This window comes from Cognatilysobacter xinjiangensis (assembly GCF_014651995.1).
GTDB lineage: Bacteria > Pseudomonadota > Gammaproteobacteria > Xanthomonadales > Xanthomonadaceae > Cognatilysobacter > Cognatilysobacter xinjiangensis.
Map to the genome: position 1 here is coordinate 897,841 of NZ_BMXY01000001.1, position 14,453 is coordinate 912,293.

At 67.8% G+C, this 14,453-nt stretch carries 14 protein-coding genes; 11 read left to right on the plus strand and 3 right to left on the minus strand.

Going from position 1 to position 14,453, the window contains the following annotated elements:
* Window positions 1-778 precede the first annotated feature (778 nt).
* Window positions 779-1,108, plus strand: coding sequence for a helix-turn-helix domain-containing protein (locus IE066_RS04230; RefSeq protein ID WP_189447109.1), 330 nt, complete (start codon window positions 779-781; stop codon window positions 1,106-1,108).
* A 393-nt stretch (window positions 1,109-1,501) separates the two neighbouring features.
* Window positions 1,502-1,930, plus strand: coding sequence for a helix-turn-helix domain-containing protein (locus IE066_RS04235; RefSeq protein WP_189447111.1), 429 nt, complete (start codon window positions 1,502-1,504; stop codon window positions 1,928-1,930).
* Window positions 1,931-3,809: 1,879 nt separating this feature from the next.
* On the opposite strand, the gene IE066_RS14865 is transcribed toward IE066_RS04235, so the two are convergent.
* From IE066_RS14865 to IE066_RS04245, 3 genes are all read right to left on the minus strand, one after another.
* Window positions 3,810-3,935 carry a hypothetical protein gene (locus tag IE066_RS14865; RefSeq protein WP_268244850.1) on the minus strand — a complete coding sequence of 42 codons (126 nt, stop codon included), beginning with the start codon at window positions 3,933-3,935 and terminating at the stop codon, window positions 3,810-3,812.
* Window positions 3,936-4,105: 170 nt separating this feature from the next.
* Window positions 4,106-4,552 carry a Cu(I)-responsive transcriptional regulator gene (cueR, locus tag IE066_RS04240; protein WP_189447113.1) on the minus strand — a complete coding sequence of 149 codons (447 nt, stop codon included), beginning with the start codon at window positions 4,550-4,552 and terminating at the stop codon, window positions 4,106-4,108.
* Window positions 4,527-6,992, minus strand: a complete 2,466-nt coding sequence (locus IE066_RS04245; protein WP_189447115.1) for a heavy metal translocating P-type ATPase — start codon at window positions 6,990-6,992, stop codon at window positions 4,527-4,529. The genes cueR and IE066_RS04245 overlap by 26 nt, the downstream gene beginning before the upstream one ends.
* Window positions 6,993-7,166: 174 nt before the next feature.
* Here IE066_RS04245 and IE066_RS04250 point away from each other — a divergent pair, with 174 nt between their 5' ends.
* The 9 genes from IE066_RS04250 to IE066_RS04290 all read left to right on the plus strand — a co-directional run bounded on the left by IE066_RS04250 (window position 7,167) and on the right by IE066_RS04290 (window position 14,349).
* A complete protein-coding gene (locus IE066_RS04250) occupies window positions 7,167-7,403 on the plus strand; it encodes a heavy-metal-associated domain-containing protein (RefSeq protein WP_189447118.1) in 237 nt (78 codons plus the stop codon).
* 121 nt (window positions 7,404-7,524) lie between these two features.
* Window positions 7,525-7,965, plus strand: a complete 441-nt coding sequence (locus IE066_RS04255; protein ID WP_268244872.1) for a CopL family metal-binding regulatory protein — start codon at window positions 7,525-7,527, stop codon at window positions 7,963-7,965.
* Window positions 7,966-8,055: 90 nt separating this feature from the next.
* A complete protein-coding gene (locus tag IE066_RS04260; RefSeq protein ID WP_308427419.1) occupies window positions 8,056-9,960 on the plus strand; it encodes a copper resistance system multicopper oxidase in 1,905 nt (634 codons plus the stop codon).
* Window positions 9,957-11,426 carry a copper resistance protein B gene (locus IE066_RS14925; protein WP_308427420.1) on the plus strand — a complete coding sequence of 490 codons (1,470 nt, stop codon included), beginning with the start codon at window positions 9,957-9,959 and terminating at the stop codon, window positions 11,424-11,426. Before IE066_RS04260 ends, IE066_RS14925 begins: the two co-directional genes overlap by 4 nt.
* 14 nt (window positions 11,427-11,440) lie before the next feature.
* Complete coding sequence (locus IE066_RS04270; RefSeq protein ID WP_229790658.1) at window positions 11,441-12,199, plus strand: c-type cytochrome; 759 nt, start codon at window positions 11,441-11,443, stop codon at window positions 12,197-12,199.
* Window positions 12,200-12,212: 13 nt separating this feature from the next.
* Window positions 12,213-12,716 (plus strand): nuclear transport factor 2 family protein, encoded by a 504-nt coding sequence (locus tag IE066_RS04275; RefSeq protein ID WP_189447121.1) that lies wholly within the window; start codon window positions 12,213-12,215, stop codon window positions 12,714-12,716.
* 188 nt (window positions 12,717-12,904) lie between these two features.
* Entirely contained in the window at window positions 12,905-13,300 is a 396-nt protein-coding gene (locus IE066_RS04280) for a DUF411 domain-containing protein (protein WP_229790659.1), read from the plus strand.
* A gap of 61 nt (window positions 13,301-13,361) precedes the next feature.
* Window positions 13,362-13,721: a four-helix bundle copper-binding protein gene (locus tag IE066_RS04285; RefSeq protein ID WP_189447123.1), complete on the plus strand. Its 360-nt coding sequence runs from the start codon at window positions 13,362-13,364 to the stop codon at window positions 13,719-13,721.
* 64 nt (window positions 13,722-13,785) lie between these two features.
* A complete protein-coding gene (locus IE066_RS04290; RefSeq protein WP_189447126.1) occupies window positions 13,786-14,349 on the plus strand; it encodes a DUF305 domain-containing protein in 564 nt (187 codons plus the stop codon).
* The last annotated feature ends 104 nt before the right edge of the window (window positions 14,350-14,453 follow it).

Sequence of the window (14,453 nt, forward strand, 5' to 3'; positions counted from 1 at the left end):
CGCTGGCGAACAACCTCGCAAGCGCGTTATCTGGCAGCGGGTCTTTTGGTGCGTAGGCCGTGTGGGCCCAGTCGGCCGTGGCAACGGCGGTAGCGCGTCGGCCCAAGTCGTTAAAGATGGCTTCTCGCACGCGATCCGGCTCAGCGGAGCCGAGCTGCGCCGCCGTCGAAGCGCCTTGCCGCGTAGCAACCCAGCTGCAGTAGCGCCACTGCGCGGCTGAAAGGGCGGTTCTCAAGCCGACAGACACGTAATGAATGTCAGCCGCCCAGCCGACATCGAAATTGTGTTTGCCCAGTTGGTACGCGAAATAGCTTTCGGCTTCCGCTAGGACCAGCTTGGACCAAACTGATACCCCGAGCTCTATGGCCGAAGGCTCGAGAAAGACGCCGCGAAGTACGGCCGTCGTCGCTTGAAGCGGCCTTGTCGTCCGCGCTAGAGCGCTGGAGGGCCGCCAAGCCAAGCCTTCCAGGGGCAACTGAATCGATGGGGGTGAGGTCCAACGTAGGGCAGGCCATGGAACCTCTATCAGCCCCGCTGCGGCGAGGTCTGCGAGCACGTCTAGCGCCACTGCTCGGGTGGCCGCGACTTTCAGTCGCGCTTCCTGCGCGGTCAACAACGCTGCCAGGTAAAGACGGCGGCGGGGAGGCAGGTCCCGCAGCAGGTCGGGCATATCGTCCACAGGGCGGCTCGACACGACAAGGTGATCAGAATAACTTAGAATAGGCAAAGGGCCGGAAATTTTGGACCCTATAGGGCCGCAGCCCTTTAGGAAGACCGCGTGCCGGTCGAGGTTCGAGATCTCCCGGTGTTTGCCCGCCGCCTACGCTTCCTGCGTGAACGGGCGGGCTTGACTCAACGCGAGCTTGGTCGGCGGATCGGGATGCAGGAAAACGCTGCTAGTCCTCGCATCAACCAGTACGAGTCCGGAACGCACGTTCCGCGGTTGGAAACGGCGCAGGCACTTGCCAAGGAATTGAAGGTGCCAGTGGCCTATCTGTTCGCGGACGGGGAGCGCTTGGCCCGCATGATCTTGGCGTACTCGCAATTGTCCGCGGCCGAGCAGGAAGCGATCCTTCGAGAGATTGAGCGCGGCAATCGTGTGGGTTAAAGCGCGTCTTGGGCGATGTGCGCCTGAAGTCGTCCGCCAGGGCCACGCTGCCATTTCTAGCGTATGGACGCATGGCTAGGGCGGTTCCCTAGGCCCGGCATTGATCCGGATCAACTGCAGGTCGAATTGGCGGACCGGGGCGTTCCGCGAGCCGCAAGTCCCGAAGAGGAACGTCACAGTCGCTTCGTTGGGTCGAAGCCGAGCCCATGTACTCGGCGGCACTTGATTCGACAGCGTGCCGCAGTGCTCTCGATGAAGCTTTGCTGCTGTCGTTGACCCCCGCCGTCTGCGACTTGCGCGAAGCGTCACAGCTTTCTGATGGCGGAAAGCTGAGTACGGCCGGGCCAAGAAGGGGTGATCTGTAGACTGAGGCCCCGTTCATCTGGCGAAGATATGTCGAACTTCAATTCCGTACTGAAAGGTGAGATTGCGCGCGTCGCCCGGAAGGAAATCAAAAACGCGGTTGATCCGGTGCGAAAGGCCAACGCCAACTATCGTCGCGAGATCGCGGAACTGAAGCGGCAAGTTCTCGCTCTGCAGAAGGAAATTCGCTCGCTCTCGAAAGCGGCACGTGTGTATACGCCCGTCGCTGCGGACGGCCAAGCCAACACACGTTTCGGGGCGAAGGGACTGAAGTCGCTACGGGCACGCCTCGGCCTGTCGGCAGCGGACTTCGGGCGGCTTGTCGGCGCCAGCGGTCAGTCCGTTTACAACTGGGAAACTGGAAAGACAGTTCCACGCGCTAAGCAGCAAGCAGCACTGAGTTCAGTCCGTGGACTCGGCAAACGTGAGGCCGCCAAGCGACTCGAGGCTCTGGTATAGGCAAAGCGCGCGAGAGGCGGACGCTGGCCGCCTACGGAAGGCGACGCGAGCGCCGCAGATGTAGCCGGCTTTTCAGAGCTGAAGCAGCTCCTGAGACGCTGGAGTGGATACTGCCGGCGCATGAATCGCCACCCTGAGATCCGCTACCGCCGTACCGAGAACATGGTCGAGTGCCGCCTACGTGGTGCTCGCATCGCCTATGCGAGCGCCATGAAGGACGGTCGCTGGCAACTGCGATGCAATGGTGATGACTACCCAAGCTGGCACGATGACTACGAGTCGGCCCTGCGCGAAATGGTCGGGTGGGCCCGTCGATTTGCGTGGGCGCAGACACGGCGATAGCGCATGCGGCCGCCCGACCCACCGTTAATGCCTAATCTCCCCGAGCCATTCTTCTGGGAGATTCTTCGCGATCGAGATTGGGGGCCCTACTGGCAAGTCCTAGCGCGCCTGCCCGAGCCGGTTCAGTTCGCCGAAGTACACTGCCGTCGCCGCGGCTGGGTCGCCATCGTCGGCCTATATCGGCGTGCCCCGCGCCCCGTGCCGGTCGGCCCGCTACCGCAGACAGCGGAGCACGTTCGAGCCTGGCTCCAAAAGCATGGCGTTCGCGCGATCGAAGAGGCGAAGTCCTCCCGGATGATGCGGAATTTTCCTACAGCGCCTCTCGCTTAGTGACGGCATTCTAACTCTGCCCCGCGCGGGGTTCAGGGCACGACTCGGCGGCCGCCGCAGTGCGAAAGGAAGACTCGATAACCGCGCGGGGCCACGACGTCGGACCAGTGAGAAAGGACACAGCATTACTATATCTGCTGCTCCGTCCCTACCCAGAGATTACCGTTTCCGCCTGCAAGAGAAATCACGTCGCTATTCATGCAGAGCGCAGCTTAACAACCCGCTCAGGCCGGCGCCGCTTCGCGGCACGGCTTAACTCAGGTGCCAGGCCCCGAAAGAAGCCTCCTCTACCGCAGGAAGTATCCAAGAGCGACTAATGCGGCCACTAGAACCAAGCGCACTTCGCGGGCTATGAAGGCAACGAGGCGTGGCTTGTCACCCTTAAACGCCCAAAGGTCATAGCTCTTCATGGGGCGATCCGAATTGCGTCGACTCCATGGTGCCAAACCGGTGTCGCACGGAGATACTCGCTCTTGTGCTAGGGCCGCCTGGGCCGTTGTGCGCTAGAGTCTCCGCAGGCAGAAATCCCCTGTTGATTGCAGACGGGCGGGGCGGTGTTAGGGCAGGGGTGTCGTCTACTAGCCGAAAACCGACCTCAGCGGGTCGGCGGCGCAAGGTCTGACCCGCCGGAATCGAGGCGCAACGCCGCGGGGCGGGCGCAGGCAACCGAGCGATGGGCGAGGACGGTGATGCCGCTAGGCATGTGAAAGGTGCGCAGCCTGCCCGACTAGCGCGTCGGGAACGTCGCTCTCATCCCGCGGCGCAGAAATGTTTGCGCGGCGACGGCCCAGGGGTCGCCCCGCTGGGCCCGGAAGCGAAGCGAGGCCATGTCACGCAGGAGCCAGAATGGCTGACGAGCCGGCACGTTGCCGGCGTCGCGACGCGCACGGCACCGGGCGACGAAGTCGGCGACGCGCGCTGCGATGGCGGGATCTGAAATCGTTGCATCAGGGACGACCCGGACCCGCGCGCGGTAGGCCAACACATCGGGAAGCGGCGAGGCACTCGCCCACGCGACGGCGGGAAGCGCGGGTGCGGGGTAGGGCGACTCAAAGGGGAGGTACGCCGGCCCGGGATCGATGTGCATCCCGTTGGCATGCACCCAGTAATGAGACGGCTCACCGACACCGCTCGTACCGAACCCCTGCAGGCTGAGTTGGCGCCCGTCGCTCGACACCACCGCGCACATGAAGTCGCCGCCAGCGACTTAGGCCTCGAGCCCCGCGTCCTCGAGCAGCGACGCAATGGCGAACGAGGCATACATGCAGCGCTTGTGGAAGTCCGAGGGAAAGGTCGCGCGCAGTGTCGCGTCCGTGACGAGCAACGCATGCAAGATTGGATCGGTTGGCGCCATGTCGATTCCAGAAGTGCCTGACTCACTCCACAACGGGGCCCTGCACGCGGTGTGCCTTGCGCTGTCGCCGCCCATATTCGACCACGAGGACGCTGATTTCGGGCTTCGGAAGCTGCGCTCTACGCGCGAAACGCGATGACACAGTTCTCTTAGGCTGACTTCGCGAGGTCATCCAGAATTGGGCAGTCCGGGCGATTGTCGCCATGGCACCGCCGCGCAAGGGTTTCGAGCGTGCGCTGCATGGCCTGCATCTCCTCGATCCTTTGGGCCAGCTCCGCGGCATGCACCTTGGCCAGGCGCTTGACGTCCGCGCTCGCGCGGCTGCGATCGTCCCACAGGCTCAGCAGGGCCTCGATCTGCTTGATCGAGAACCCCAGCGTGCGAGCGCGCTTGATGAACTGCAGGCGGTGCACGTCCGCATCGCTGTAGAGGCGGTAGCCGGCGAACGTTCGCGCGGCTTCCGGAATCAGCCCGATCGATTCGTAGTGGCGGATCATCTTCGCGCTGACCCCGGCGAGCGCTGAGGCCTCGCCGATGTTGTGCAGCCCTTGCTCGCGGGCCTCGCTGAGCTCAGGCCTGGGCGGTTTGCGCGCCATGGGCAGCCTCCGATCGGGCATGTGTCGCCGGAGCCCAGCGACGCAGCAGCAGGGTGTTGGCCAGCACGCTGACCGAGGAAAAGGCCATGGCCGCGCCGGCGATCACCGGGTCGAGCAGGCCGAAGGCCGCGAGCGGGATGCCTACCACGTTGTAGCCGAAGGCCCAGAACAGGTTCTGGTGGATCTTGCGGGTCGTGCGCCGCGAGATGTCGATCGCATCGGCCACGAGCGCGAGCTGCGGGCGCATCAGGGTCACGGCCGCGGCGTGCATCGCCACATCCGTACCCGTGCCCATCGCGATGCCGACATCGGCCGCGGCGAGCGCCGGGGCATCGTTGATCCCATCGCCGACCATCGCCACCGTCGACCCGGCGGCCAGTGCCGTCACAGCCTCGGCCTTCTGGGCGGGCATGACGTTCGCACGCACCTCATCGATACCGATCGAGCGCGCGACCGCCCGGGCCGCGCCCTCGTTGTCGCCCGAGATCATGACCGTTCGCACGCCGAGCGCGTGCAGTCGGGCCACCGCCGATCGTGCCTCGGGGCGGGGCTCGTCGCGGAATGCGAGCAGGCCCTCCAGCATGACATCGGCGCCTGCGCCACGCGCGAGCCAGGACACCGTGTGCCCCTGGTTTCGCAGGGCGTCGGCCCGGCCGGCGAGCGGCGCGAGATCCACGCCCGCCTCGCGCATCATCGCCTCGGACCCCAGGAGGATCCGCTGTCCGTCGAGCTCGGCTTCCATGCCACGGCCCGCGACCGCGCGGACCGACTGCATCGCCACGCGCGGCAGCCCGGTCGCCGCCTCGAGCACGGCGTGGGCAAGCGGATGCTCGCTGCCCGCCTGCAGGCTCGCCGCCAACCCCAGCAGCTGCGCGGCATCGCCCGCGGCCGGCATGGCCTCGACCAGCACCGGCGCGCCGCGGGTGAGCGTGCCGGTCTTGTCGAAGGCGACCACGTCGATCTTGTGCGCCGTCTCCAGCGCTTCGGCATCCTTGATCAGGATGCCCGCGCGGGCGGCGACGCCCGTGCCGGCCATGATCGCGGTCGGCGTAGCGAGGCCCAGCGCACACGGGCAGGCGATGACCAGTACCGCGACTGCATTGAGGATGGCCTGCGTCCAGTCACCGTTGACCAGGCCCCACCCGAGGAGCGTCACGAGCGCGATCGCGATCACCACCGGCACGAAGACCGCGCTGACCCGGTCGACGACCTGCTGGATCGGCGCCTTCTTGGCCTGGGCGTCTTCGACCAGGCGGATGATGCGGGCGAGCGCCGACTCGGCGCCCACCGCCAGCGTCTCCACCAGCACCGGCCCTTCGCCATTGACCGCGCCGCCGGTGACCCGCTCGCCCTCGACCTTGGGCACGGGGAGCGACTCACCGGTGATGAGCGACTCGTCGGCATGGGTGCGGCCCTGCGTGATGCGGCCGTCGACCGGGAAGCGCTCGCCGGGGCGGACGACGACCGTGTCGCCGACGCGCACCTCGGCCAGGGGGACGTCGACGTCCTGATCGCCGCGGCGCACGCGGGCGGTGCTCGGACGCAGCGCCTGCAGTGCGCGGATGGCCTCGGTGGTCTGCCGCTTCGCGCGCGCTTCCAGGAACTTGCCGAGCAGGATCAGCGTGATGATCACCGCGGAGGCTTCGAAGTAGAGCGGCCGCGTGCCGTGGTGGAGCGCCGGCTGCAGCAGGTGGTAGACGCTCAGGCCATAGCCGGCGCTCGTGCCCAGCGCGACCAGCAGGTCCATGTTGCCGGTGCCCGCGCGCACGGCCTTCCACGCCGCGCGATAGAACCGCGCGCCCAGCCAGAACTGCACCGGGGTCGCCAGGGCCCACTGGATCCAGCCGGGCAGCATCCAGTGCTCGCCCCAGAGCAGCGCGACCATCGGGGCGGCCAGCGGCAGCGAAAGCAGGGCGGCGATGAGCAGGTGGCGGGCTTCGCGGCTCATGCGGCCCGATTCGGCCGCGGCCTCGCGCGGCTGACCGCCGGCGTCGTCCGCCACGGTTCGCTTGGCGGCGTAGCCCGCGTCGATGACCGCCTGGATGAGGGCCTCATCCTCGACGCTGGCAGCCGCGGTGACGGCAGCGCGCTCGGTGGCCAGGTTGACGGTGGCATCGATCACGCCCGGCACGCGCTTGAGCGCGCGCTCCACCCGCCCCACGCAGGAAGCGCAGGTCATGCCTTCGATTGCCAGGTCCACCGTGCGGGTCCCGATCCGGTAGCCGGCGTCTTCGACGGCCTGGCGGATGGCGGAGAGGTCGAGCGGCGCGCCGCCCTGGATCTCGGCGACCTCGGTCGCGAGGTTCACCTGCGCGGCGGTGACGCCGGGAAGACGCGCGAGCGCGCGCTCCACGCGGCCCACGCAGGAGGCGCAGGTCATGCCTTCGATCGGAACGCGCAGGCTGGATGCCGGGGCAGGCGGGGCGGTCATGGCGTTCATCGTGCACCTCGGGCAGTGGGTTCAGGTGCAGGGTCGAGCTTGCCATCATGGGAAGGTCAACGGGGTCGTCTGGCTGAACGCTTCCGTGCACGCCGCGCGCACGGGTTTGACCTTCCCATGGGGGCAAGCCGGACGCTCTTCCCACCGGCATCCGGCCGGCGAGGAGACACCACCATGAAGTTCAATGTCGAAGGCATGACCTGCAGCCACTGCGAACGTGCAATCACCCGCGCGATCGCCGCACTCGGCGGGACCGCCCGCGTGGACGTCGCGGCCGGCACCGTCGAGGTCGACGGCGTGGCCGACGAGGCGCGCGTGCGCGCTGCGATCGAGGACGAGGGCTACCGCGTCGCCGGGAGTGACGCGGCGGCCGAGAAGGCCGGCAGCTGTTGCGGCGGCTGCCAGAGCTGACCCGTGACCGCTGGTCGGCAGGGAACCTTAGACCCGGGTCCAAAGTTCACCGTTGCTGAACACGGCCTGTTCAACTTCGCGATAGAGTAGGGATGTGAGCCTTTCTGCGCTGCTGCTGCGTGTGCTGCTGTGCGTGAGCCTGATCGCCAATGGCGTCGGCTTCGCGCAGGCGTCCACGCGCATGCAGCTCGCGCATGCCAGCCACCGCGCGCATGACGTCGCCGGGCCGGGCGCTGACGGAGCCTCTGTGCAGTGCCACCCGGGCATGACGATGGCCTCCCATGGCGGCGAGGCGATGCCCGCGATGGACCACGCTGCGATGGGGCATGGTGTCAGCGACGCCAACGACGCGAGCCCCGCCACGGATCAGGCGCCGGACGAGCCCGCGGACTGCTGTGACGGCAAGACCTGCCAGTGCGCGTGCACGCAGCATGCCTCTGCCGGGTTCATTCCCGAAGTCTCGCCGGGCGCGATGCCCGCGCACTCGGCGATCGCGATGGGGGGCAACTCGCAACACGCCTCGCCGCGGCTGCCGCACCTGATTCGACCTCCCATCAGCTAAGGCACTCCCCACGCCCCCCGGGCGTGGCAGGCGCGTTTGCGCCTCGTGGTCCTTTCATAAGGACCTGCCTTACCTCGATTGGAGTGCTCCATGTCTTCCGTATTCCACGGCGACCCCGCATCCGGGGTGCCCATGCTGTCGCGTCGCCGCTTCGTCCAGGGCCTCGCGCTCGGCGGCGCGGCCGCCGCGTTCCTTCCGCGCACCGCCTGGTCGCAGCCTGCTTCGCGGGTGGGTGACTTCAACACGCTGCGCGGAACCGACTTCGACCTGACGATCGGCGAGACGCCAGTCAACTTCACCGGCCGCGTGCGCCCGGCGGTCACCGTCAACGGCTCCGTGCCCGCGCCGATCCTGCGCTGGAAAGAGGGGACGACGGTCACCCTGCGCGTGCGCAACGCGCTGCCGCCCGGGTCGATCCACGGCCACGAGACCTCGATCCACTGGCACGGGATCATCCTGCCCGCGAACATGGACGGCGTGCCGGGCATCAGCTTCGACGGCATCGGCCGCGACGAGACGTTCGTCTACCGTTTCGACGTCAACCAGGCCGGCACCTACTGGTACCACTCGCACTCGGCGTTCCAGGAACAGGCCGGGCTCTACGGCGCGCTGGTGATCGATCCGGCCGGGCCGGACCCGATCGCCTACCAGCGCGACTACGTGGTGCTGCTCACCGACTGGACCGACCTCAATCCCGAGCAGCTGTTCGCGCGTCTGAAAAAGATGGCGGACTTCGACAACACCTACAAGCGCACCGTCGGCGACTTCATTCGCGACGCGCAGAAGAAGGGCCTGTCGGCGACGCTCGAGGACCGGAAGATGTGGGGGCAGATGCGCATGACGCCCACCGACATCTCGGACGTCAACGCCAATACGTACACCTACCTCATGAACGGCACCACGGCGCTGGGCAACTGGACCGGGCTGTTCAAGTCGGGCGAGAAGGTGCGCCTTCGCTTCATCAACGGCTCGGCGATGACGTACTTCGACGTGCGCATCCCGGGCCTGAAGATGACCGTGGTGGCCGCCGACGGCCTGCCCGTGCACCCGGTCACCATCGACGAGTTCCGCATCGCGACCGCCGAGACGTATGACGTCATCGTCGAGCCCAGTGGGCAGGATGCATTCACGATCTTCGCCCAGGACTCGGGTCGCACAGGTTACGTGTCGGGCACGCTCGCCGTGCGCGAGGGCCTGCGCGCGCCGATCCCGAAGCTCGATCCGCGCCCCATCCTGACCATGGCCGACATGGGCATGGCCGACCACGGCGCCCACGGCGGCGGCTCGATGGCGGGTATGGACCACAGCGCCATGGGCCACGGCACAGCGCCAGCCGCAAAGCCCGCGGCAGCCAACGACATGGCCGGCATGGACCACAGCGGCCACGACGTGTCGGCGATGGCCGGCACTGCGCCTGCAGGCGGCGCGATGGCCGGTATGGATCACTCGTCGATGGCGGGCATGGCCGGCATGCAGACGCATCCGGCGACCGAGAACGGCAATCCGCTGGTGGACAACCAGGCGATGACACCGACCTCGCGCCTGGCCGATCCGGGCAACGGGATGGGCACGGACGGTCGCAAGGCACTGAGCTACTCGATGCTCCGGAGCCTGTTCGACGACCCGGACGGGCGTGAGCCCGGGCGCACGCTCGAGATGCACCTGACCGGCCACATGGAGAAGTTCGCCTGGTCGTTCAACGGCGTGAAGCACTCGCAGTCCGGGCCGATCAAGCTCAACTACGGCGAGCGCATGCGGATCACGCTGGTCAACGACACGATGATGTCGCACCCGATCCACCTGCACGGCATGTGGAGCGACCTGGAAGACGACAACGGCAACTTCCTGGTCCGCAAGCACACGATCGACATGCAGCCCGGCAGCAAGCGCAGTTACCGCGTGCGCGCCGATGCGCTCGGGCGGTGGGCCTACCACTGCCATCTGCTCTACCACATGGAGTCGGGAATGATGCGCGAAGTGCAGGTGCGCGAATGAATACGCACGCCTTGAAGATCCTCTCCGTCAGCCTGCTCGCGGCGGCGCTCGCGATTCCTGCAGCCCCGGCCTTTGCGCAGCACGAAGGGCACACGATGCCGATGCCGGCCCCCAAGCCGGCCCCGAAAAAGCCTGCCCCCAAGGCTGCGGCCAAGAAGCCGGCACCCAAGCCTGCAGCCAAGCCCGCCGCCAAGCCCGCCGCGCGTCCGGCGGCCAAGCCTGCGGCGGTGGACCATGCAGCGATGGGGCACGGCACGGCCGCGCCGAAGCCGGCTGCGAAGCCGGCCGCGCGCCCGGCCGCCAAGGCCAAGCCAGCGGCAGTCGACCACTCCGCGATGGGACACGGCGCACACGCACCTGCCCCCGCGGCCAAACCCAAGGCGCGCCCGGCGGCCAAGCCGTCGACCAAGGCGCGGCCCGCCGCGAAGGCGCCGGCGGCGGCAGCGGCTGTCGATCATGCGGCCATGGGGCACGGGACGCCGCCTGCCACGCCGGCGGCCGTCGACCACGCCGCGATGGGGCACGGCACGCCGACGACCGCGACGCCTGCAGCGGTCGACCATGCCGCCATGGGCCATGGCACGCCAGCGGCGACGCAGCCCACCCAGGCCGTCGACCACGCCGCGATGGGTCATGGCACGCCCGCCAGCACCCAGCCGATGGACCACAGCGGCATGGAGCACGGCGCAATGTCCGGTATGGACCACGCGGCGATGGGCCACGGCGCGGACCCGGACCTGCCGGCCGATGCCGCCCCGCGCACGCCGATCCCGGCGCTGACCGACGCCGACCGCGCCGCCGCGTTCCCGCACGATGCGCATGGCCATGAGGTGCACGACCAGCGCGTCTTCTCCTACTGGCTGGTCGATCGCCTGGAATGGCAGGACACCGAGGAAGGCAGCCTGGGCTGGGAAGGGCTCGCGTGGATCGGTGGCGACATCAACCGCGTCTGGCTGCGCACCGAAGGCGAGGCGAGCGACGGCGAGGTCGAGTCGGGCAATGCCGAGGTGCTCTACGGCCGATCGATCACGCCGTGGTGGGATGCGGTGGCAGGTGTTCGCCACGACTTCGGGCACGGCCCGTCGCGCACCTACGCGGCCTTCGGCTTCCAGGGCCTGGCGCCCTACAAGTTCGAGGTCGAGGCGACTGCGTTCGTCGGTGCCAACGGGCGCGGTGGTGCGACGCTGGAGGCCGAGTACGACACGCTGATCACCAACCGCCTGATCCTGCAGTGGCAGGGCGAGACCACGCTCTATGCCAAGGACGATCCCGAGATCGGGGTGGGCTCGGGGCTGTCGACGATCGAGGCCGGCGCGCGGCTTCGCTACGAATTCAGCCGGCGCTTCGCGCCGTATGTGGGCGTGGAGTTCGAACGCGCCTTCGGGGAGACCGCCGACCTTCGTCGCGCGGACGGCGAGCCCACGCGTGACACCCGCCTCGTCGCCGGCATCCGGTTCTGGTTCTAGGCGAGATGGACCACATGCAGCATCCACGACGCAAACGCCTGATCGTCCCGCTCATGATCGCCACCGTCGCCAGCCTCGCGCTGGTGGGCGGGGCGATCGCCTTCGTCCGCGCCGGCATCTACAACGTCGGCGCCGACGATCCGCACCTGCCTGCGACCTATGCGGTGCTCGAGCAGCTGCGCGAGGCCTCGATCCAGGCGCGCGCGAGCAAACTCGAGGTGCCCAAGGACCTGATGAGCCAGGCGCGCATCACACAGGGCGCAGGCAACTATGCGGCGATGTGCACCCAGTGCCATCTGGCCCCGGGCATGGGCCCGACCGAGATCTCCCGCGGCCTGTATCCGGCGCCGCCGAACCTGACCAAGGAGACGGTAGATGCTGCCGAGGCGTTCTGGGTGATCAAGCACGGCATCAAGGCCTCGGGCATGCCGGCCTGGGGCGGCAGCATGGATGACGCGTACATCTGGAACATGGCGGCCTTCATCCAGAAGCTGCCAACGCTCGACGCGGCCGAGTACCAGGCGATGGTCGCTTCCAGCGGCGGGCACTCGCATGGCGGTGGGGAGACGATGCCGCACCACGACGGCGCAGCCCCAGCGGGCGGCGACCACCCGCACCCGCCCGGCACGCCGGCCGACCATCACGCGCCCACCGCGCCTGCGACGGGCGGACACAGCCATGCGCCCGGCACGCCACCGCATGACGACGCGCCGGCCAAGCCTGCGAAACCTGCCCACGTCGATCCGCCCGGCGCGCCGCCGCATACGCACTGACCAGGACCCCGCCATGAAGAGCACCCATTTCGCACTCGCCGCCGCGCTCGCCCTTGTGGCCGGCTCCATTCATGCACACGAGCCGTCGCAGCATGCCGCCAAACCGGCTGCGCCGGCGATGGATCCGGCGATGCAGGAGGCGATCGCGGTCGTCGAGCAGTTCGGCACCGCACTCAAGGCGGCCGACATGGCCACCGTCACGCGCCTGCTCGACGAGCGCGTGCTGATCCTGGAAAGCGGTGGCGCCGAGCGTTCGCGCGACGAGTATCTCGGCCACCACGCGATCTCCGATGCGGCCTTCCTCGGCGGCGCGACGATCACGCCGAAGCAGCGCACCGCCCAGGTCTACGGCGACACCGCGTGGGTAGGCAGCGAGAGCGAGATCCGCGCGGGGCAGGGCAAGGACACCAAGACGCTGCTGAGCACGGAGACCATGGTGCTGCGTCGCGTCAGTGGCGCCTGGAAGATCGTGCACATCCACTGGTCGTCGCGGCCGAAGAAGGCAGGTGCGCCGTGAACGGGCGCAGGCTGTCTGTGCTCGCGGCAGGCCTCGTGACGCTCGCCGGGTGCGCGCAGGGCGCGGGAACCAGTGCGCCGGCAGGGACGACGCCCGCCGTGGCGTCGAGGAGCATTCCGCAGGCGGCCGCGCCTGCGAATGCAGCGACGCCCGCGCGTGCGCCGGCAATTGGGGCAACTGCCTCGCCGATGAGCGCCGCCGCACTGCCCAAGGTCGTCGTGCACAAGAGCCCGAGCTGCGGCTGCTGCGCCCTGTGGGTGAGGCACATGCGCGAGGCCGGCTTCAGCGTCGACGTGCGCAACACCGACAACCTCGAGCCGGTCAAGAAGCGCCTGGGTGTGCCGCTGGGCAAGGGCTCATGCCACACCGCCCAGGTCGGCGCGCTCGTGGTGGAAGGCCATGTTCCGGCCGCCGACATCAAGCGCCTGCTCGCGGCCAACGACGGCGCCAAGGGGCTCGTGCTGCCCGGGATGCCGGCAGGTTCACCGGGCATGGAGATGCCCGACGGGCGCGTGCAGCGCTACACGGTGGAGAAGATCAATGCGGACGGCAGTACGTCGCCGTTCGCCACGCATGGGGAGTAGCACTGGGGACGGTGAAGCGGGCGCGCCGACCAACGCCCGCATCCAAATGGAGAACCACCTCATGAGCCATCACAGCGCCGAACATCGCAGCACCGAAATGAATCAGTGCATCACCGACTGCTTCAACTGCGCCGCGATCTGCATCGAGACCATTAACCACTGCCTGAGCATGGGCGGCGAACACGCACGGCCTGAGCACATTGCCCTGATGCAAACGTGCGCGGAGATCTGCACCGTGAGTGCCAACGCGATGCTGCGTGGCACGCCCGCGCATACGTCGACCTGCCGGGCCTGCGCCGAGATCTGCCGGATGTGCGCGGACGACTGCGAGCGTGTCGGCGGCAGCGACGAGGCGATGCGCCGTTGTATCGAAGCCTGCCGCCGGTGTGCGGACAGCTGCGCGTCGATGGCGTCGATGTGATGCCGCTGCGGCCCCGCGGTTTCGCGGGGCCGCATCCTGTGCCCGAACGAGCCAAGGAGATGTCATGGACCATCAACATTCAAACAAGATGATGAAAATGCGCTGGCGCAAGTTCGCCGCGATGGTCGTGGCGTCGACGGTCATCATGTTTTTCCTGATGTACCAGCTCATCTACACGCCGGACCATGCCACCTTCAGCGTGACGCGACTGGTGTCGTCACTTGTGATGGGGTGCGTGATGGCCGTGCTGATGCTCGCCTTCATGTGGAACATGTACGAAGGGCGAGCGACGAAGTTCGCGGTACTCATCGGCGCGAGCGTGTTGGGGCTGACCCTGTTGGTCGTCAATCGCGATCAGTCGCTGATCGATGATTCGCGCTTCATGAAGTCGATGATTCCGCATCACTCGATCGCGATCAACAATTCGCGGAAGGCGCGGATCAGCGACCCGCGTGTGCGGAAGCTGGCGGATCAAATCATCGAATCGCAGGTACGCGAGATCCGCGAGATGAATCTGCTCGTCGCTGACATCGAGCGAAGCGGCGAGCGCGGGAACGAGCCGCTTCCTGCGATACCGGCCCGGATGACCCCTGCGATGGAACAAAAGGCGCGGGACGCGGTGCGGTGATTCGGCTGCTGCCTCCTCGGGCGTCCACCGTCCCGGTGTCCAGAGCCCGACGTGCGCGGGGCCTTCGCCGAACCGGGCAGCACACCGGCATGCAAATAGAGAAG